This is a genomic window from Arthrobacter globiformis (assembly GCF_003261175.1).
GTDB lineage: Bacteria > Actinomycetota > Actinomycetes > Actinomycetales > Micrococcaceae > Arthrobacter > Arthrobacter globiformis_A.
Window position 1 is genome coordinate 1 of sequence record NZ_QLNP01000047.1, and the last position, 19406, is coordinate 19406.

A 19406-nucleotide genomic window follows, 5' to 3' on the forward strand; every position below is an offset into this window, starting at 1 on the left:
GCCGCGGAACTCAACCACCGGCCACGCAAACGACACGGCTACCGAACACCCGCAGAAGTCCTCGCCGAGCTAATCTCTAACCCATCAAATAAATCCGGTGTTGCAGGCACCACTTGAATCCGCCCGTCCCGAATCCCTAGCGATTAGAGACAGAACGTTCTCGGGGCACCGGGGCTCAATAGGGTGGTCTCCCGAGGAAACTCCGATCTCTATGTCTCAACCTGCCTGAGCAAGTCCGGCACGGGTGGGTGCCATTGCCAGCGCCGGCCATTGCAGCCTAGTAAGGGCTGCAGCTGTTTCGCTTCCGGGTTCGGCCGTGTAAGTGAGGACGCGGTGGCCGGAATCGTCCGGCATGGTCAGGACCTCGAACCCCAGTTCCAGGGTGCCGAGCTGGGAGTGGTTCAGCGTCTTGTTCCCTGACATGCAGTTCTCGACGGGATGTTCCGCCCACATCGTTGCAAACTCCGGACTCTTGAGGCTCAGTTCCCCGACAAGGGCTGCAAGGTCTGTGTCGTCGGCGAACCGCCCGGAGAACAACCGCAGGGACGCCACGGCGCGCCGGGCCTCGGTGCGCCACTGCGGGTAGAGGGCGCGTGTGGCTTGGTCCAGGAAGAGCATCCGGGTCATATTCGGGCGTTCGGAAGGCGTGTCCGGGGCGTCGAAGTCCAGATGGGCTGCCACGAGGCGGTGGCCGGCGTGGTTCCAGGCAAGGACTTCTGTGCGTTTGCCCAGCACCACTGTGGGAACACCACCCATGGCATCGACCAGGCGCTTAGTTCCTGGCCGGACCTGATCCGGACTGCTCCGCGTGGTCTTGGTAGCACGGCGCTTGGCGCCGGAGAGGTCGGAGAGGTGTTTCCGTTCGACCTCGGTCATGGCAAGGGCGCGGGCCAAGGCGTCGACGACGGCGTCGGAGGCGTTGACGTGCTGGCCCTGTTCGAGCCTGGCGTAATAGGTCACGCTCATGCCCGCGAGCATGGCCACTTCTTCCCGGCGCAGGCCGGGTACGCGGCGGGTGCCGTAGTCCATCAGTCCCACGTCCGCCGGGGTCAGGGCTGCGCGGCGTTTGCGCAGGAAGTCGCCCATCGCTGATTCGTTCACATCCCCGAGTATTCACGATCAATCGGGAACCTGGGTAGCACTGCCAGTGCTACCCACAACACGGCGTAGCTGTTCCTGCCTGCCGTCGGCAGGGTGGAGGGGAACCCGCACCCACGTACGATGATTGGACACCTTCCGCAATGACAGCCAACGACACCACACCCCTTCCTCAATTCACGGCCCCGGCGCAACCGCCGGCCCAAGATATTCCTGTCCGGATGACGACGCGGCAGCGGCTGGTCATGGTCCTGTTGCTGACGGCGAGTTTCACCCTCGCCGTGGACTTCTCCATCCTGAACGTCGCGCTCCCCCGGATCGGGGCTGACGTTGGGTTCTCCCTGGAGCACCTGCAATGGATCGCCACGTCCTTCGCGCTGTGCGCGGCAGGTTTCACGCTGCTCTTCGGCCGGGTGGCTGACCTGTTCGGCCGTAAACGGCTCTTCATCGCCGGCATGGCGCTGCTCGGCATCGGCTCCCTGATCGGTGGGCTCGCCAACGACCCGGGGCTGCTCCTCACCGCCCGGGTCGCCCAGGGCCTCGCCACCGCCGCCGTCACCCCGGCCGCGCTGTCACTGCTGACAACGTCTTTCCCGGAAGGGACGCTGCGGACAAAGCACTGGGCCTGAACGGGTCGCTAATGGCTGCCGGGTTCACTGCCGGCGCGATCCTCGGCGGGCTGCTCACCGAACTTCTGTCGTGGCGGTGGGCATTCTTCATCAACATCCCGGTTGCCGTGGGCCGGTCGCCTGGCGCCGACGCGCTCGAGCGCGGCAGAACAGCCGCAGAGGGCACTCCGGACATACTCGAAGCGGTGATGGCGATCATCCGCCCCGTCGTGGAGTGCAACCGGATCCAAATAGACAACGGGCGCACCTACCTGCGCGAGATGGTCTTCGGCGACCCCGAGGAGCCCCACCACCGCGACGCTCTTGCCCTCACCGTACAGACCGAGGCCGCAATCACTTCAGTGCTCCGGCAGGACCAGCGCATTCGCCCCAGCGAGGCAGCGACGCTGGCACGAATCGTCTCCGCGATCATGTTCCTCGCCATGGCAGCCCCCAACCACGTCGCCAGCACGGTCAACGACATCGTCCAGGACATCAGAAACCAGGTCCGCGTCCTGCTGCCGCGGTGACCGTCCGCCGGGAGCGCTCAACAGTGCTACTTCACGGGGCGGGTTACTGTCTTCTCTTTGCTGAGCACCGAGCCGGCCGTCCCGGAGATGGACGCAGTATCCGGGGAAAGGACTTTTTCAGTGCCGAGGGTGACCGTGCCGGCGGCAGAGACGGGCCGGGCCTTGGTCTTTTCTGACGATACAAAGCGGACGCCCTCGGAAAGGGATTTGGACTTCTCAGAAGTCTTGACCGCTTGAGCCGTAGCCCGGAAGGAAACGTCGGCGGTGACCTGGGAAACTACCGGGTTCTCGGCGTCGGCATAGTTCGTGAACTCCATGGACATCCTCAAACGCCCCTTAGACAACCCGTTCGGAAGCGCAAGGTTCAGCGTAGTCGCATCCCCGAACCCGTCTATCAGTGTCACGGCTGTGCAGGTGTTAATCTTGATGACAGACACGTAGCCTACCTTCTCGGGCGGAGCCGATCCGCGGGCCGTGAAGACGCTGCCGAACACGCTGACGTTCGTCTGGATGCATCCATCCGTGCGGACAAATTCCGCGGTCACTCCCTCGCCTCTCATCTCGGTTTTCGTAGTAACGCGGTCCCCCGCGGTGCTCGGCCCGGCGCCGGCGAGTTGAACGACGAGAGTTCCGGCCAGGGCCAGTACTCCGAGTGCTGTCTTTTTCATGGCGCCTGTCTCCTTCGTAGGCCGCGAGTCCGCAGGGTCATCGGATCGTATAAGCAAGAGGTTGGAAAAACAGTGGAACGGTCCGGACTCGAGCGACCGGCGGCGCTTTGATTCCCAAGGTGCTCCACGCTGATCCCAAGGACGCGGACTGACACTTCGTTTGGGACGGCGGTGGCCGCAGGTTCACCCTCCGGATCTGGCTACCTAACCCCAGTCCACCGCCGGTCCCGCCAGGAGTGCACCCCGCACCCCGGGAAGGAGGCGCTCGCCCCATGCGTCGCAATCGTGTTATCGCCGGAACGTCCGCCTTCCTCCTAGGCGTGACTGGCCTGTGGGCCGCGTCCCTCGCCATCGGTGGCGGGAATACCGCTGCGGAGGTGCCGCTACCAACTACTGGTACTACCTTCGTTGTGCCACCCCCACTGTCACCACGCAAGCCCAGGATTCCGGCGCCAGATGTCCGGATCGCCGCTGTGGGTGACATGAACGGCGTAAGGAACTTTGACGCTGATAGCCCGTCCGCTCTGAACGGTGCGGCGATCACCCGGCTCGTGCAGACGAACCAGATTGACGCGTTCCTGGGGCTCGGGGACTTCCAGTACGCCGTCCCGCACTGCGCTGACTACCTGAAGTACTGGACGCCGCTGTGGGGCGGCACCAAGCCCAAGCTGTACTGGGTGTCCGCCCCCAACCACGACTGGCGACCAGGCCGTAACGAAGACCTCGACAACTTCATGAACGGCCAATGCCCCGGTGCCCCTGCGAAGGCTGCGATCAACCAGCAGCGCGGGTTCATCGGGAACGGGGATCCGTACTCGAAGGACTTCGGGAACTGGCACTTCGTGTTCCTGTCGTCCGCGTTCTGGCAGTACGACCCCGAGCACGCTGAAGCACTGACGACGTGGCTGGACGACAACCTCACTGCTGCCCAGGCGGCGGGCAAGTACCTTGCAGTGGTGTACCACGAACCGTATTTCACGTCGGACACGGCCGTACACGGGCGGGCCGATGACCACAAGCCATGGATCGACGTCATGTACAAGCACCGGGTCCGTCTGACCCTGTCGGGGTCACAGCACAACTATGAACGCTCTTGTCCGGTGAACAACGAGGACCAGTGCGTCAGTGACGGTATGACAGCGTTCCAGGTTTCCACGGGAGGCGTAACCCTCCGCCCCTTCACGAGCAGTCCGTCGTTTATCGTGAAGCGGTTCGACCAAACCCACGGGTTCCTTCGGATGACACTCAAGGATGACGGGTCTTTCAGCTGGAACTTCGTTCGCACGTCGGGCTCGGGCAAGGGCACGGACGCAGGAACGCGTCCGGCACCGGAGTAATCTGCCGGCGCTCCATGCCTATTCCAAGGACGAGGACTGACAATTAGATTGGGATTGCGGTGGCCATGGGTGCGCCCTTCCGGATCTGGCTACCGAGCCCAGTCCGCCGTAAGTCCCGCGAGTAGCGCGCACCGTCCCCAGGAAGGAGGCCCTCGGCCCCATGCGTCGCAGTCGTGTTATCGCTGGAACGTCTGCTGTTCTCCTTGGCGTTGCTGGCCTTTGGGCCGCGTCCCTCGCTATCGGCGGTGGGAACACCCCTGAGGAAGTGCCGCAACCAACTGCGACTTTCGCTGCCCCACGGCCACCGTCACCCAGCAGGCCCAGGGTCCCGGCACCCGATGTTCGGATCGCTGCTGTGGGTGACATGAATGGCGTCAGGAACGTTGACGCTGATAGCCCGTCCGGCCGGAACGGTGCTGCGATCACCCGGCTCGTGCAGAAGAACCAGATTGACGCGTTCCTGGGGCTCGGGGACTTCCAGTACGACACCGCGCACTGCGCTGACTACGTGAAGTACTGGACGCCGCTGTGGGGCGGCACCAAGCCCAAGTTGTACTGGGTGTCCGCCCCCAACCATGACTGGCAGCCAGGCCGCAATGAAGACCTCGACAACTTCATGAACGGCCAATGTCCGGGTGCCCCGGCGAAGGCTGCGATCAACCGGCAGCGCGGGTTCATCGGGAACGGGGATCCGTACTCGAAGGACTTTGGCAACTGGCACTTCGTGTTCCTGTCGTCCGCGCAGTGGCGCTACGACCCCGCGCAGGCTGATGCGCTGACGAAGTGGCTGGATGACGACCTCGCTGCCGCCAGTGCGGAGGGCAAGTACCTGGCGGTCGTGTTTCACGACCCGTACTTCACGTCCGACACCGACGCACACGGGCGCTCCACGGAGCTAAAACCGTGGATCGACGTGATGTACAAGCACCGAGTGCGTCTGACCCTGTCAGGGTCACAACACAACTACGAACGCTCATGTCCGGTGAACAACGAGGACCGGTGCGTCAGTGACGGGATGACAGCGTTCCAGGTGTCTACGGGAGGCATCGGCCTCCGCTCCTTCACGAGCGATCCTTCGTACATCGAAACGCGGTTTAGCGACACCCACGGGTTTCTGCGGATGACACTCAAGGATGACGGGTCTTTCAGCTGGAACTTCGTTCGCACGTCGGGCTTGAGTTCGGGCACGGATTCAGGAACGCGTCAGGCACCGTAGCCCTTCGCCGACGGCTAGATCCGGATGGGCCTCCAGGTCGGTCCGGAATCAGTGGACACCTAGGCGGGCGAGTGCACGGCCACGGACGCCCGCTCAACGGTGGGGCACGCGATCTTCAGCGCGGCGCCGCCGGGTGCCTCATCCAGGCCGAGGAGCAAGCGGACTCCGGCCGCCCCGAGCTCGTAGTGGGGCAGGGACACCGTGGACAGCGGGGGCCGGAGGTGGGCGGCGATGACTTCCTGGTTGTCGAAGCCGACGACGGCGATGTCGTCCGGGATGGATCGCCCGGCTTCCCGCAAACCGTCGTACAGCCCCATCGCCATGCGGTCGTTGTAGCAGTACACGGCGGTGACATCGCGCTTGAGCAGCTCTTCCGTAGCACCGTATCCGCCTTCCTGGTTCGGATAGGCTTCCAGAACCAGGTGCGGGTCGAACGGAATTCCGGCTGCCTTCAGCGCTTCCTTGTACCCCTGGAGCCGTCCATCCCTGGCCGGGGCCGGGGTGGTGGCATTAATGAAGGCAATGCTCCGGTGGCCGCCGCGGAGCAGGATTTCCGTCGCGGACCGTCCGCCCTGCTCTTCATCCGGCACCACGGCACGGGCCGCGCCCGGCTCCGGGGAGAAGCAGTTGACCAGGACGAAGTCAGCCTCGCGGAGTGTTTCCGGGACGGCCGTGGACCGGTGGAACCACGTCGAGTACAGGATGCCGCGGACCTTGTATTCAAGCATCATGCCGATCGCGTCCTTTTCGAGGTCGCGGTTTCCCTCGGTGTTGGCGATCAGCAGTGCGTACCCGTGTTTCCACGCCTCGTCCTGCGCCCCGTGGATGATCTGGCCCGCGAACGGGGTGGTGGCCACGCCATCAGCGACGAGTCCGATGAACTTCGAGGTGCCGCTGACCAGGGTCTGGGCCATGGCGTTGGGGCGGTAGCCGAGCCGCCGGATCGCATCGTTGACACGCTGCCGCGTCTCTTCGGCGATGCGCGCGTTCTTCTTCTTGTTGATCACCAGGGATACCGTGGCGGTGGACACTCCGGCCGCTTCAGCCACTTCGCGGAGGGTCACGGGGTGGGCGCGCTCAGGTGCCCGCGGCACACGGGCCGAAGGCACCAGCCTGCCCGTGCTTTTCTCCTTTGAAACCATCTGCCCTCCGTCAGGAGTATATCCGCCTGCCATTGCCGTCATCCCTTGGTCGCCCCGCTCTCCAGGCCCTGGATCATGGCCTTGTTGAGGACCAGGAAAACCAGCAGCAGCGGGGTGATGGTGACGCAGACGGCGGCAAACGTTGCGGTCCAGTCCACCTTGCCCATCGCTCCGATGTAGTTCTGCAGGCCCAGCGGAATGGTTTTCAGCTCCTCCGACAGGACGAACGTGTTGGCGAAGATGAAGTCATTCCAGATGAAGATGCTGTTGACCAGCACCACCGTCACCACGGTGTTCACGGACAGCGGCAGCGTGATCAGCCCGAAGATCCGGTAGGGGCCGGCCCCGTCCAGGGAGGCCGCCTCGTAGGTTTCTCGCGGGATGTATTCGAAGAATGACGAGAACAGGTAGACGGACATCGGCAGGGAGAACCCCGCCAAGGGAATGATCATCGACTGGTACGTGTCGAGCAGGTTCACCGCGGAGTAGTCGATGAACAGCGGCACCAGGGCGATCTGGACGGGGACAATAATGCCGATCAGGAACAGCCCGCGGACGAGCTTGCTCAGGCGGAAGCCGAGGACCTGGATGGCGTAGGCGGCCATCATGCCCAGCAGCACGATCAGCACGTTCGCGCCCGTGGTGACGATGAAGCTGTTCAGGATGTTTTTTCCGAGGTCGCCGGTTTCGAAGGCCCGGGCGTAGTTCTCCAGGGTGAGGGCCTTGGGCAGGGCGAACGGGTCCCCGGTGGCGAAGTCGTGCTCACTGCGCAGGCTTGTCAGGAAAAGCCAGGCGAGCGGGTAAACCTGGACGACGACGATCAGTGCGATGAGCACCCGGGACAGGATCCGGAACAGGTCGGGTCGGCGTCGGCGCGCGGCCGGAGTTGGCGTGGCCGGCGGCGCCGGGGCGGCCGGTGCGGCTGGGGCTGTCTGGGTGATCATGACTCTGCCTTCCGCTTGAGCATGAAGAGGATGAGACCGACGGCAACCAGGCACTCGATCACGATGAACACCGAGTTGGTGCTGGCGTAGCCGAAGTCGGTGCTGGTGAATGCTGTCTTGTACATGTAGGTGGTGAGGAGCTCCGAGGACTGGCCGGGGCCGCCGTTGGTCATGAGGTAGGGGATGTCGAAGCCGCGGAGCCCGTAGGTGGTGGCCATGATCGTGGTGGTGATCCACACCGGGCGGATGTGCGGGAAGCGGATCTTGGTGAACAGGGTCCAGCGGGAGGCCCCGTCGAGGACGGCAGCCTCCTCCAGTTCCTTCGGGACGGAGATCAGCGCCGCGTAGATGATCAGCATGTACAGCCCGGTGAACCGCCATCCTTCGGGCGCGGAGACAGCCGCAAGGACCGTGTTGACGTCGGAGAGCCATGCGCGTTCCAGGCTGCCGAGACCGATCCAGTCCAGGAGCTGGTTGAGCAGCCCCACGGGGTCGATGGAGTAGATGCGCACGAACAGGAACGCGATGGCAACCGTGGAGATGACGGCCGGCAGCAGGTAGAGGGTTTTGATGAGTTCGCGGCCGCGCCGCAGCGAGGTCAGCAGGCTGGCCACGACAAGGGCGCCGCCCAACTGCAGGACCAGGCAGATGGTGAGGTATCCGAGGGCATTGAAGAACGAGCGCCAGAAGACGTCGTCGGCGGTGAACATCCGGATGTAGTTGGCCAGTCCCACGAATTCCATGTCGCTGATGCCGTTCCAGGAGAAGAAGCTCAGGAACAGGGACTGGAGGATGGGGAACAGCACGGCTGCACCGTAGAGGAGCAGCGGCGGGAGCAGGAAGACCAGGACTGAGAGCCGGGACCGGTTGGGGAGCATGGCGGGGCCTTTCGGGCGGGGGACGCTGGGCTCCCCCGCCGCTTAGGGGTTATTTGAAGAACTTCGGTGCGTTCTGCGCGACGGTGCTGTCCATCGTGTTGGTGAACTGCTCGGGGGTGATGTTGCCCTGGACCAGGAGCACGAGCTCCTGCTGCAGCCGGCCGTTGGTGGTCGGGTCCAGCTGGGTGTCCCACGGCATGGCCTGCTGGTCCCCCAGATCCTCTGCCTTCTCGACCGCCTTCTTGTACAGCGGGGTGGCGTTGGCGGGGATCGCCGTCTTGACGTCAGTCGTCGGCGAGAGGGCTCCGGTTGCCGCGTATTCGGCGGGGTACTTCCCCAGTGCGAACTTGAGGAAGTCACTCACGAGCGGGTCGTACGTCTTGGCGTTCACCGCCATGCCGATGCCGGAGGGGGAGACGAACTCGTTGGCGGCGGTGGCCGAGCCTTCCGTCGTCGGAAGCGTGATGAAGTCGATGTCCCCGCGCACTGCCGGGTTCAGCTTGTCCGTGGCCAGGCTGGGCAGTTCCCAGGTGCCGATGTTGTACATGGCTGCCTTGCCGGAGGTGAACTGGTTCTGCGCATCGGAATAGCCCTGGGAGGAGAAGCCGTCCTGGAAGCATTTGGCCTTGCCCAGGGCAGCCAGCCATTCAACCGACTTCTGGCCTGCCGGGTCGGAGAACTTGGCCTCGCCCTTCTTCAGCTTTTGAATGAAGTCCGGGCCGGCCTCGCGGAAGGGCTGATAGGCGACGTAGCGTTCCAGCGGCCACTGGTCCTGCCCGTCGATGGCGATCGGCGTGATGCCGGCCTTGCGCAGGGACGTACACATGGCGGGAATGTCGTCCAGGGACTTCGGGGCGGCAACCCCTGCCTTCTGCAGCAGTGCCTTGTTGTACCAGAAGAATTCGAGCTCGAACTGGAACGGGATCATGTAGAGCGAGCGGTCGTCGAAGCGCTGGTAATCCAGGGCGGCGGGCCGGTAGTTGTCGTAGACGTTGAGGGTCTTCAGGAGTTTTTCGGCGTCGACCATCTTGCCCTGCTTGGCCAGCTGTTGGGCGAAAGGGGTGGCGTCGGTGTCAAAGAGCTCGGGAAGCTTGTTCGCGGCGGCGAGGGTTTCGAGCTTCTGGATGTAGGAGGGCCTGTCCGGTGTGGTGATCAGGTTGAGGGAGAAGCCGGGATGGTCCTTGGCGTAGTCCTCGGCAAGCTTCTTCATGATGTTGATGACGGCACCATCGGCCGGACGGGACAGCAGCCATGAGATTTCACGGGCCTTGATTTCTCCGGTGGGGGTGACGTTGGAGGGGCTGCTAACCCCTCCCCCGCCGCAGCCGGCCAGGGCCAGGGCGGTGACAGCTGCCACGGCAGCGGTTCGGAACAGTTTTTTCATTGCGGCTATCTTCCTGATTGGAACGGACGACGACGGTGTCTGGCTTATTCAGTTGTCGGTGCGCTGGCGGATCTCAAGTTCGGAGACGGTGACGGAACCCTCGCCGGCGAAGACACCGATCCGGCCCTCCGGCAGGTCATAGATTCGGGTGCTGAGGGACACCTGCCCGTCGACGACGGCGACGCAGAGATCGCCGTCGACAATCACCTCCAGGGTGTGCTCCCCAGGGTTGAGGGTGCAGTGGCGTTCCAGCTCGATCCCGAAGGGAACATCCCCGGAGACCTGCCACTGCGCGTCGCCGGTGATCCTGCGGGGCCACCGGTCGAACACTATGCGCCCACGTTTCGGTTCCAGACGGACGGCGTAGGACCGATCGCCGTCGGCGCTGGAGCGGAGCAGCAGCCCGCATTCGGTGGTGTTGGGGCCGATGTCCAGCACCGCCTTTGCGTAGAACTGCCCGGGCAGGTCCTGCGCGGAAACCAGGGCCGCATATCCGTCCGGCACATTCAGGCGCGCCGGCAGTTCGTTTGTCAGTGATACCGGGACCTCGTCCCAGAAGCTGTCCACGAGCTCGTCGGCGAAGCCGAACGCCAGGGTACCGTCCGGGTTCTGCCGCGCCTCCAGGACGGACATGGTGCCCGCCCACTGCCAGGGGCCGTCGTCGGAATTTCCTTCCTTGCTGGCGATCCAGCCGAAGAAGAAGCGGCGGCCGTCCCGCGCTGCGCTCTTGGACGCGTAGAAGGCGCGGCCGTCGATGCTGTCCAGGTGCGGCACGGTCCAGGGGCCGTCCGGGCTCTTGGCCATCCGGTAGCGGGTGGTGAAGGATTCGGAGAACTCGGAGTAGACCATGTACCACCAGCCGCCCCAGGCGAAGACGTCGGGGCATTCATGGGTGATGTAGCGCCGCGGAGCCCAGAACGGCTCGGAGTGCTGCCAGGTCATCAGGTCGCGGGACACGCACTGGGCGATGACGCCGCGGCGGCGCTCGGGACCGGCGGAATGCCGTGCCGCCAAAAGCATCCTCCACTGGGCGGTGGTCTCGTCATAGAAGACGAAGGGATCACGCCAGTCGCCGGGTTCATAGCCTTCCGGCGCACCGAAGGTGAGTTCCGGATGCTTCGTCCACGTTTGCATGCCGTCCGTGCTCGTGGCGTGCATAACGAGCTGGAGCGGAGCGCCGTCGGCTCCGAGGTTGCGCGGATTGTGGCCGGTGTAGAACAGGTGGTGGGTGCCGGCCCCGTCGACGACGATGCTGCCTGTATAGGCATTGAAGTCCAGGTCGGTTTCGCTGCCGTGCTGCAGCGCGACGCCGTGGTTCTCAAACTGTGTGAGGTCCTTGGTGGTGACGAGGTTCCATGAGGTGCCGGGCTTCGGGTGTTCGCGGACTTCGTGGAGGTAGAAGAGCCAGAACTCCCCGTCCTTTTCGTAGGGAATGAGGTCGCCCACCCATCCGTCGGAGGGCTGGAAGAAGACTGCGGGTTTCATCTGCGTTGATGTCCATTCTGCTAAAGCGTTTGATCACCAGTAAAACTAAGGGCAGGCGCGCCGCTGGTCAAGCGTTTTAGCAAAACTTGATTCTTGCCTCTGGCAACCGGGCCAAGAGTAAGTCGCGAACGGCAACATCCTGCCGATCCGTTTGTCACCGATGCCCAGAGAACCAGCCCGGGTCGAAAGCGGCAATATATTGCCGAAACGTGTGAAATGGGGAAGACTGAGGCTAAGAAGAGCCAGAAACGGCAATATCGTGCCGATGAAAGTGGGGGAAGAGTGGCGGAAGGCGACGTGCAGGGCATCGGACTGTCCGTTCGTTTGGCGCGCAGGGAAGCAGGGCTTAAGCAGAGTGACCTGGCCGATCTGGCGGGAGTCTCCGAGCGCACTGTCCGGGCCATCGAGACAGGCACCGGCAACCCCACGCTGGCAGCCGTCGTCTCTGTAGCGAACGTCCTCGGGCTGCGCGTGGCGGCCGCCTGATGGCCGGTGACCTGCAGCGGCTGCGCTTCCTTCCAACCGCCGACGTATACAAGCAAGGAGAGCTGGCCGGGCGACTGGCCAGGACCGAGAACGGCGGCACTGAATTCACCTACCTTCCGGCTTACTTGAAGGCAGGGCTGCCCGGCATTGCCACCACACTGCCGCTGGCTGAGGCGCCTATTGTCACCCACGGAGGCGGCCTGCCCGCGTTCTTCGCGGGACTGCTGCCCGAAGGTCACCGGCTGACCATGCTGAAGAACGCTGCCAAGACCAGCCTCGACGACGAGTTGACGCTGGTATTGGCGGTCGGATCCGATGTGCCGGGCGACGTGCAGATCGTCCCGGCAGGCGAACCGCCAGCCGAGCCGGAGCCCCTGGCGGATACAACAGATCCGGCAGCGCTGGACTTCTCCGTCCTCGCCGAGGCGCTCGACCTGCACGGACTGCCCGGCGTTCAGCCCAAAGTCAGCGCCTCCATGCTGTCAGCGCCGCTGGCTTTGGGCAGCGGCCGGTACATCCTGAAGATGAACCCGCCCACCCACGCCAGCCTTATCCAGAACGAGGCGGTTCATCTGGCTGCAGCCAGGGTGCTGAAAATCCCCGTCGCCACCGCCAGGGTTGTCCATGACAAGAACGGGTTGCCCGGCCTTCTGGTCACACGCTTCGACCGGGTCGGTGACGGCGGGCAGTGGAGGCACCTGCCGGCGGAGGACGGGGCGCAGGTGTTGGGAGTGCCTCCTGCATCGAAGTACAACGTGGCCGCGGAAGAGGTCGTTTCAGCCTTGTCCCGGGTATGCAAGGCGCCGGCAGTGGCGGCCCGGAACCTGTACCTGCAGTTTGTTTTCGCCTGGCTGACCGGCAACGGCGACCTGCACGCCAAGAACGTTTCCGTCCTGGGCGGCCGGCACGGCGGCGGATACGTCATCGCGCCGGTTTATGACGTTCCCTGCACACTCATCTACGGCGACATCACCACGGCGCTGCCAGTGGCCGGCAAATCGAAAAATCTGAAGGCGCGGCACTGGGCCGAGTTTGCAGCTGAGATAGGCCTGCCGCCCAGGGCTGCCGCATCCGCCAATGCGGCCGCCCTGAAGGCGGCAGCCGCAACCGATCTCGAGGCGCTGCTGTTCCACGGGTCCCCACTGAACAGGGCCGTCAAGGAGTTGCGGTACCGCCGGGCGGAGCTATCCGTTTAATCCCCGCCTGTAGGCACTGGGGGTGAACCCAAGGTACTTCTGAAAGTCATTCGTCAGGTGGGCGTGATCGGCGTACCCAAGCTCGGCAGCTATCGCTGCCAGATCCGCTGAAGCATCCAGCCGCGTCCGCTCGGCAGCGTCCTGAAGACGCCGACGGCGGATCAGCGCGGCAGGGCTGAGGCCGATGTACTTCCTGGCCACGCGCTGCAGGGTCCGCTGCGACACCGCCAGCGCAGATGCCGCATCCTCCACCCGGACCAGGGAGGCGTCCGAACCAATGACGTCCATCAGCCGGTTGGCCAGCAGCGCCTCCTCGGACACCGCAGGCCCTGCCAAGCTATCCAGCCACCGCACCAAGGCATCCACTGCCCGCTCCCGGCGGGCATCGCCGTCGTGCGTGTTCATGACCTCCGCAACGGAAAGATGCAGTCCTTCCGCAGCCACCGTTAGTTCCATGTCCCGCAGGCTGGCGGGATCATCGGTGAACAGCGGCACGGCCGCCGGCCGCAGCAGGGCACCAACCGCCCAGCCCCGCCCAGCCAGGTCCCTATGGGCCGCCCGGGTAGTCGGGCCGGAGAAGACCACGCCATCAGGCTGCACCACGAGATTGGAGCCGGGGTACGCGATCAGCTGCTGGCGCGAGATGCGGCCGGGCTCGATGTCCCACTCGGGAATCCAGAACCACTGGACCAGGTCCGCCACGGGGGCGGGCGCCGGAAGGCGGTGGAAACTGGGAAGCCGGGCCGGGTAAAGGACGCCCTTGAACGAACTCTCCATTGGTCCCTTCAGACTGTCGCGAATCTCCAAGCGCCGCCGCTGCCCCGGCACGTAGCGTCATAGACATGACAGATACTACAAGCACCGAATCCACCACGGCTGCCCACGGAGAGCACACCACGCACGGAATCCCGAACGGCCTGACGAGCCTCACGCCGTTCCTTGCCGTGACCAACGCCAGGGAAGCGATTGCCTTCTACCAGGACGTGTTCGGCGCCCGCGTGGTCGGCGCCACGGAGATGGGCGGAGTAGTGGTCCACGCGGAACTCGACTTTGGGAACGGCCACCTCCAGCTCGGCGAACCCAACCCCGAATACCACCTGGTTCCGGCGCCGGAGGGCGAAAATGACTGCTACTCCCTAGGCCTCTACTGCCGGGACGCCGATGCCCTGGTGCAGCGGGCGGCGCAGGCCGGAGCCACGATCCGTGAGCCGCTGGCCACGTTTGTCTCCGGCGACCGGTACGCCAGCATCCGCGACCCCTTCGGCGTCCGCTGGACCATCATGACCCGCGTGGAAGACCTCTCCGAAGAGGAAAGCAACCGCCGGGTTGAGGAGTGGGCGGCGCAGCAGGGCTAAACGGCGCCGGCGACCCGCATCCGGGCTGGCGGATGCGGGTCCGGCTATCCGACTAGGCGGCGGTGACAGTGACGGTGCGGGTGGCGAGCACCTCCGACGTGAGCCAGTGCAGGAAGCTGATGCTGATGGTGTATTTCCCGGGGGCCGGCGGGCGCAGTAGGTAGTCGAATTTCTCCGCGGCGCCGGACTTGATGATGTTGGTCAGGAGCGGCTGGCCGGCCATGGAGGGCTGCACAGCCGGGCCGGTAGGGTCCGGTGTGTTCCAGAAGGGCCGGCCGTCGTGAGCGATCAGCTCCGCGATCCTGGCCGGCCTGCCCGCCGCATCCGTGATGGTGGTGAGCGTTGGGAAGTAGTCCACGTTGAGGTGGCGGATCAGCGTCGGATACCTGCCGTTCCGCACAACGTTGGCCCGCATCTGGGAGATGGCCCAGACGACGTCGTCGCCCCTTGGCCGGTTGGGGATGTTGCCGCCGATGAGAAAGAAGTGCCTGGGCTCGAAGCGGTTCAGCCCAGCATCCTCGCCGTTGAGCCCCGCGGCATGGTTCAGTTCGTGCCACCGGGGATCGAGCGAATAGGGCGCGATCAAGGTTTCCGTGGCGGCGTCATACAGCGGACCTTCAAACGAGTGACGGCGGGCCCCAGCGGGCACGGGCAGGGCCGGGTTGGGCCGGGGATCGATCACGATCGGACCGAACATGCCCATCTGGACGTGGAGCGGCGTGTTGACGTGGCAGTGGTAGAAGTAGGTGCCCGCCGCGCCGCGGTGGGGGTTGCCGCGTTCGGCGACGTCCGGCCGCCACTGGTAGGTGTAGTGGCCCGAGACCTCGAAGGAGGTGTGGCCAACACCGTCATTGCGTGGGTCCGGTTCGATGCCGTGCCAGTGGATGGTGTGAACCCTTTTGTTGGGCTTGAGGGTGGCCTGGAACAGGTTCCCCTCCTGCATCCGCACCGTGGTTCCGGGGATTTGGCGGCCGAACTTGTTCCCCTCGAAGCTCCACATCTCGTGCTCGGAACCGTCTGGGAAGTCGAACTTCCTGTTGAAGAAGTCCATCTCAAGGAAGACATCGGGCTTCAGCGGAAACTGGGTTTCCGGGCTGCCCTCGTGGGGCTGGTCGGAGGAGAAGTCCACCTGGCTGCGGAATGTGTGGTGCGGGTCTGCCGCCGTGGGCGGCGTCCCTTCACTGGGGGCGGGCTGGCCGGCCAGCACCCAGTCCGCCACGAGCCCGCCGGGGTACAGTCCGCCGCGCGCCGTCTGGGACGGTTCCGCGTGGCAGTGCATGGGGTACGTCCAGTCTTTGTCCCTGGCATTCCACACCTGGTCGACCGTGTCCGGCGGCCGCCGGACCGGCAGAATCGATTCTTTGTGGTCCAGCGGTTGCAGCTGGACTGTGTCTTCCCACTGCTGGAGCACCACGTCACCCTTCGGCGTAACCCGGCCGTGGGACCTTGGAAAGTCGAGGCCGTTGGACCGCACGGTCCACACGTGGTTGCCGTGGTAGTGAAGCTGGTGGTCCACAATGCCGGCGTTGAGCATCCGCATGAGGTGCCCGGTGCGGATGGCCCCGGCCGCCGGGGAGGCACTGAAGTCGCGCACGTCGGTCTCGCGCGGATGCCCCGAGGGCAGCGTGTCCTCGTGCCGCCGGTCATTGAACGCCAGGTCAGTGGTGACTGCCAGCGACTGGAATCCTGAGAACCCGTTGATGGTGAAGTAGTTCGGGACCGCCGGGGTGGTGATGGGGTTGACCGTCTGGCCCCTCGAGGCAATGCGCGCCCAGTTGGAGTCCACGTCATGGCACAGCCAGAGCCACTGGCGCTCGAACTCCGCAGCGCCCGGGGCAAGCCGCCACGCGTTGCGCGGATCGATCACCACCAGGGCGCCGTAAAGACCGAGGGTCCGTTCCACCGGCTGGTTGCCCGGATCGGTGTAGAGGTAGGTCCCGGGCAGAGGCGCCGGAAACCGCAGGAGCTTCGAGGTGGCCGGCGCTACTGGACCCGAGCCGACGTCGGCCCCACCCCGTCCCGCACGGTGGAACCGCATCTCGTGCGGCTGCGCGAGGTTGTTGTGCAGCATGATCTCGATGGTGCTGCCAGTCTCGGCGATCAAGGTCCTGGGCGGAAAGAAGCTGGCCCAGTAGCCCTGCCGGGCAAGGAAGTGCCGCGGGAATGCCGGGTCCGGCCGGAGCGGCGAGGGCCTGCCATGCGGCGGCACCGGAGCGCCGAGCGGATAGGTCCGGCTGACCACCACCCTTCCGTTCGCGGTGATGACCCGTTGCGTCATCGCCAGCGCCGGGGCCGGATCATTGACCGCAGTGCGGCGGTCCCCGAAACCCCGGTGATAAACGAGCGAGCCGTCCACCATCGGAACGAACCCGTCGTTGATGTGGACATCTAGGACCGCCATTGCCGACCTCCTGTGCATGGGAGACCGAGATTAGGTGAGGAACACAGGTCCATGTCGCCCCCAATTGCGATATCAGACTGGGCTTCATGTTGCCCGGGGCAACCTAGGGAAAACTTGGGGCATCTTCGGGAAACAGCCATGTCCTGACATACAGCAGCCTTTGTCCGCCGGGAGCAGGTTCCGGGGCGGCTGCACAGCACTGGCTAGACTGTGACCGTGCCGTCCATCTCTACTCCCCCGCCCGGCTCCGGCCCGCGCAGAAGCCGGTTCGCCGAAAAGCTCCTGCCCGGCGGCACCGAACCGGACCCGCGGTTTACCCTGGCCAACGAGCGCACGTTCCTGGCATGGATCCGCACGTCCCTGGCGCTCCTCGCCGGCGGGATCGCGGTGGAGGCCTTCACCACTGACGTCTTCCCCGAGCCCGTCCGCCGCGGTCTGTCGGTTCTGCTCCTCCTGCTGGGCATGCTGCTGAGTGCAGGGTCCGCCATCCGCTGGCTGCGGGTGGAGAGCAGCCTGCGCTCGAACCGGCCGTTGCCGCTGCCGCTGATCGGTCCGCTGCTCGCCGCCGGCTGCGCCGTCGCAGCGGCGGTGGTGATCGCCGTCGTCGTTCTTGCCTGAACCATGGACGAAAACCCGGCCACCGCTCCCCTCCCAGGTAACGGCCCGCTCGACGGCGACCCGGGCTTGCAGCCCGAGCGCACCGCACTCGCGTGGGGCCGGACAGTCCTGACGCTGATTGCCGCGAGCGCGATGAGCCTGCGCTGGCTCCCGGACCAGGGGCCGTTCGTGCTGGCGATGTTCGGCCTCACCATTGCCGCCGGCACCGGCATCTATGCCACCCAGCGGCGGCGCTACCGGCGCAGCGTCGAAGGGATCAGGGCGGGATGCCTGGCACCCGATATCGCGGCTGTCTTCTGGACCGCCGGCGCCTGCGTCGTGCTTGGAGCGCTGGGCGTCTGGCTGGTGCTGTCCTGACCGGGTGAGCCGAGCGTCATGAAAGCGCATTTTCAAATCCGACAAATTTTATGCTGAAAAAAGACGCCCACGCTTGTACCGTGTGGTGTGGGCGAACTTAGAGCTGGTGCTGGGCCGGTTCAAGGATTCGCCAGACCTGGAGTTGACCATGGCCAGCTTGGGAGTGGCAGTCGTTATTGAGGACGACGCGGATATGCGCAATCTTCTACGGGCAGTCCTGGAGCAGACGGGATTCGCCGTTTACACCGCGGCCAGCGGGCTTGAGGGGGTCGATCTGGTACAGCGCCGACATCCCCGCGTTGTCACTGTCGACGTCGGCCTTCCGGACGTCGATGGTTTGGAGGTCCTGCGGCGCATCCGGCAGTTCAGCTCCGCCCGGGTAGTGATGCTCACGGGCCGCGCCGACGAATCGGACATCGACGAAGCGCTGCACTGCGGGGCAGACGAGTACGTCACCAAGCCTTTCCGGCCCCGGGATTTGCGGACCCGGATCGAGGCGCTGCTTGCCGCCGGGACCGCGGGCCCGGTTCACCATGCGGTATAGCTGAAACCTTGCGGCTTGGCTGATAGCCCGCCACCGCTGGGCTAATCGGCCAGTGGCCTTCCGGCCCTGCGCCGGCCGTGGCGGTCAGGATCCCCGGGTGCGGCGGCGGGACCCGCCCAGGTAGCCCATTCCTGCGCGTCGACCGTGGGCCGGCCCAGGAAGTGGCCCTGGCCGGCGGCAACTGCCAGCCGGGTCAGGACGGTCAGCTCCTCGGCGGTTTCGATGCCTACCGCCGCCAATTCCGCGCCCGTCTGCCGTCCGAATTCGACCATGTCCGCGACCAGGTACTGGCGGCTTGGGTCCCGGTGGATCTCTTCGATTAGATCACGGCCGATCTTGATGACATCGGGCCGGAGGGAGCGGATGTGGCGCATGGACGCAGCGTCCGTGCCCGCCTCATCCACCGCCAGGCGCAGGCCGGAACGGCGCATCGGCGCCAGGACGTCCAGAAGTGGGCCCAACTGGTCGCCCTGAAGTGGTTCGGTGAGTTCCAGGATGATGCGGGAAAGCTCCAGAGGTGCATGATGGAGGAATCCGGGAAGCCGGGGATCGAGGCATACCGCCGGGGAGACGTTCAAGGCGACGGCCAGTTGGGGTGGAAGTTCCTGGGCCGCGGCCACGGCGGACTGCAACGCCGAGAACTCCAGATCCGCTCCCAGCCCGGCCGCGGTGGCATTCTTGAACCAGGACCCTGCACTGCCGCCGTCTTCCCACACAAAGCGTGTCAGGGCCTCGGCGCCGATCACACCCCTGCTGGCTAAATCGTGGACCGGCTGGAAAGCGGTGACCAGCATGCCCCCGTGCAGGACCGCTTCAATGGCCGCCCGGTCCCGGGCGGCGACGCCCAACTGATCACCGTCCTGCTGGACGCTTGCCTCCCGTTTGTCCGGCTTGGTCCGGTCCCCGGCCCGCCTGGCAAGGGAGCGGCTGAAGATCAGATGCTCGTGCAGGGCGGCCTCCGGATGTCCCGGATGCGCTGCGACGTGCTCACGCAAGCGCTCACGGACCTCGGCCCCTTCCGGATCCGTACCGGCCAGGACCGCCTCGATGATCTCACGCGCCTGCGCCCGCACCAGAGGGACCTCATGGGCGGCCTCCCCCACCCAGCCGTCATCCTCGGGGAACGGACTATCAACCAATGGGCACTCCTCTAGTTCCG

General features: G+C 65.1%; 20 protein-coding genes. 10 read left to right on the plus strand and 10 right to left on the minus strand.

From position 1 onward, the window contains the following. Window positions 1-216 precede the first annotated feature (216 nt). Window positions 217-1101 (minus strand): helix-turn-helix transcriptional regulator, encoded by an 885-nt coding sequence (locus tag DBZ45_RS03790; RefSeq protein ID WP_317616942.1) that lies wholly within the window; start codon window positions 1099-1101, stop codon window positions 217-219. Between the two features lie 218 nt (window positions 1102-1319). Here DBZ45_RS03790 and DBZ45_RS23120 point away from each other — a divergent pair, with 218 nt between their 5' ends. Together DBZ45_RS23120 and DBZ45_RS23125 are read left to right on the plus strand one after the other, a co-directional pair. Continuing rightward, window positions 1320-1727: an MFS transporter gene (locus DBZ45_RS23120; protein ID WP_223256905.1), complete on the plus strand. Its 408-nt coding sequence runs from the start codon at window positions 1320-1322 to the stop codon at window positions 1725-1727. An 11-nt stretch (window positions 1728-1738) separates the two neighbouring features. Next, window positions 1739-2236, plus strand: coding sequence for a hypothetical protein (locus DBZ45_RS23125; protein WP_223256906.1), 498 nt, complete (start codon window positions 1739-1741; stop codon window positions 2234-2236). Window positions 2237-2262: 26 nt separating this feature from the next. Here DBZ45_RS23125 and DBZ45_RS03800 read toward each other — a convergent pair whose 3' ends face one another. After that, window positions 2263-2904: a hypothetical protein gene (locus DBZ45_RS03800; protein WP_111902631.1), complete on the minus strand. Its 642-nt coding sequence runs from the start codon at window positions 2902-2904 to the stop codon at window positions 2263-2265. Window positions 2905-3386: 482 nt separating this feature from the next. Here DBZ45_RS03800 and DBZ45_RS03805 point away from each other — a divergent pair, with 482 nt between their 5' ends. Both DBZ45_RS03805 and DBZ45_RS03810 read left to right on the plus strand, forming a co-directional pair. Next, window positions 3387-4241 (plus strand): hypothetical protein, encoded by an 855-nt coding sequence (locus DBZ45_RS03805; RefSeq protein WP_223256913.1) that lies wholly within the window; start codon window positions 3387-3389, stop codon window positions 4239-4241. A gap of 364 nt (window positions 4242-4605) precedes the next feature. Next, window positions 4606-5457: a hypothetical protein gene (locus DBZ45_RS03810; RefSeq protein ID WP_369073513.1), complete on the plus strand. Its 852-nt coding sequence runs from the start codon at window positions 4606-4608 to the stop codon at window positions 5455-5457. A 59-nt stretch (window positions 5458-5516) separates the two neighbouring features. On the opposite strand, the gene DBZ45_RS03815 is transcribed toward DBZ45_RS03810, so the two are convergent. Genes DBZ45_RS03815 through DBZ45_RS03835 form a run of 5 tightly spaced genes read right to left on the minus strand, consistent with a single transcriptional unit; the run spans window position 5517 to window position 11290 of the window. Then, window positions 5517-6599: a LacI family DNA-binding transcriptional regulator gene (locus tag DBZ45_RS03815; protein ID WP_111902634.1), complete on the minus strand. Its 1083-nt coding sequence runs from the start codon at window positions 6597-6599 to the stop codon at window positions 5517-5519. 38 nt (window positions 6600-6637) lie between these two features. Then, the gene (locus DBZ45_RS03820; protein WP_111902635.1) at window positions 6638-7543 is read right to left on the minus strand and encodes a carbohydrate ABC transporter permease; all 906 of its coding nucleotides are present in this window, start codon (window positions 7541-7543) and stop codon (window positions 6638-6640) included. Further along, window positions 7540-8421 carry a carbohydrate ABC transporter permease gene (locus DBZ45_RS03825; protein WP_111902636.1) on the minus strand — a complete coding sequence of 294 codons (882 nt, stop codon included), beginning with the start codon at window positions 8419-8421 and terminating at the stop codon, window positions 7540-7542. The genes DBZ45_RS03820 and DBZ45_RS03825 overlap by 4 nt, the downstream gene beginning before the upstream one ends. Window positions 8422-8470: 49 nt before the next feature. After that, window positions 8471-9805, minus strand: coding sequence for an ABC transporter substrate-binding protein (locus DBZ45_RS03830; RefSeq protein ID WP_111902637.1), 1335 nt, complete (start codon window positions 9803-9805; stop codon window positions 8471-8473). A gap of 48 nt (window positions 9806-9853) precedes the next feature. After that, the gene (locus DBZ45_RS03835) at window positions 9854-11290 is read right to left on the minus strand and encodes a GH32 C-terminal domain-containing protein (protein ID WP_111902638.1); all 1437 of its coding nucleotides are present in this window, start codon (window positions 11288-11290) and stop codon (window positions 9854-9856) included. A gap of 297 nt (window positions 11291-11587) precedes the next feature. Here DBZ45_RS03835 and DBZ45_RS03840 point away from each other — a divergent pair, with 297 nt between their 5' ends. Beyond that, entirely contained in the window at window positions 11588-11776 is a 189-nt protein-coding gene (locus DBZ45_RS03840) for a helix-turn-helix transcriptional regulator (RefSeq protein ID WP_111902678.1), read from the plus strand. Next, the gene (locus DBZ45_RS03845; RefSeq protein ID WP_111902639.1) at window positions 11776-12972 is read left to right on the plus strand and encodes a type II toxin-antitoxin system HipA family toxin; all 1197 of its coding nucleotides are present in this window, start codon (window positions 11776-11778) and stop codon (window positions 12970-12972) included. The genes DBZ45_RS03840 and DBZ45_RS03845 overlap by 1 nt, the downstream gene beginning before the upstream one ends. Here DBZ45_RS03845 and DBZ45_RS03850 read toward each other — a convergent pair. Next, on the minus strand, window positions 12961-13749 hold the full coding sequence (locus DBZ45_RS03850; RefSeq protein WP_111902640.1) for a helix-turn-helix transcriptional regulator: 789 nt from the start codon (window positions 13747-13749) through the stop codon (window positions 12961-12963). The two genes, DBZ45_RS03845 and DBZ45_RS03850, sit on opposite strands and share 12 nt — an antisense overlap. 65 nt (window positions 13750-13814) lie before the next feature. On the opposite strand from DBZ45_RS03850, the gene DBZ45_RS03855 reads away from it, so the two are divergent. Then, on the plus strand, window positions 13815-14327 hold the full coding sequence (locus DBZ45_RS03855) for a VOC family protein (protein ID WP_111902641.1): 513 nt from the start codon (window positions 13815-13817) through the stop codon (window positions 14325-14327). A gap of 52 nt (window positions 14328-14379) precedes the next feature. On the opposite strand, the gene DBZ45_RS03860 is transcribed toward DBZ45_RS03855, so the two are convergent. Then, window positions 14380-16728, minus strand: coding sequence for a multicopper oxidase domain-containing protein (locus tag DBZ45_RS03860; protein ID WP_111902642.1), 2349 nt, complete (start codon window positions 16726-16728; stop codon window positions 14380-14382). A gap of 216 nt (window positions 16729-16944) precedes the next feature. On the opposite strand from DBZ45_RS03860, the gene DBZ45_RS03865 reads away from it, so the two are divergent. From DBZ45_RS03865 to DBZ45_RS03875, 3 genes are all read left to right on the plus strand, one after another. Then, window positions 16945-17346, plus strand: coding sequence for a YidH family protein (locus DBZ45_RS03865; RefSeq protein WP_111902679.1), 402 nt, complete (start codon window positions 16945-16947; stop codon window positions 17344-17346). 3 nt (window positions 17347-17349) lie between these two features. Beyond that, window positions 17350-17703 carry a DUF202 domain-containing protein gene (locus tag DBZ45_RS03870; RefSeq protein WP_111902643.1) on the plus strand — a complete coding sequence of 118 codons (354 nt, stop codon included), beginning with the start codon at window positions 17350-17352 and terminating at the stop codon, window positions 17701-17703. 148 nt (window positions 17704-17851) lie between these two features. Beyond that, window positions 17852-18247 carry a response regulator transcription factor gene (locus DBZ45_RS03875; protein ID WP_111902680.1) on the plus strand — a complete coding sequence of 132 codons (396 nt, stop codon included), beginning with the start codon at window positions 17852-17854 and terminating at the stop codon, window positions 18245-18247. Between the two features lie 41 nt (window positions 18248-18288). On the opposite strand, the gene DBZ45_RS03880 is transcribed toward DBZ45_RS03875, so the two are convergent. Beyond that, window positions 18289-19386: an EAL domain-containing protein gene (locus DBZ45_RS03880; protein WP_111902644.1), complete on the minus strand. Its 1098-nt coding sequence runs from the start codon at window positions 19384-19386 to the stop codon at window positions 18289-18291. Window positions 19387-19406: the final 20 nt, after the last annotated feature.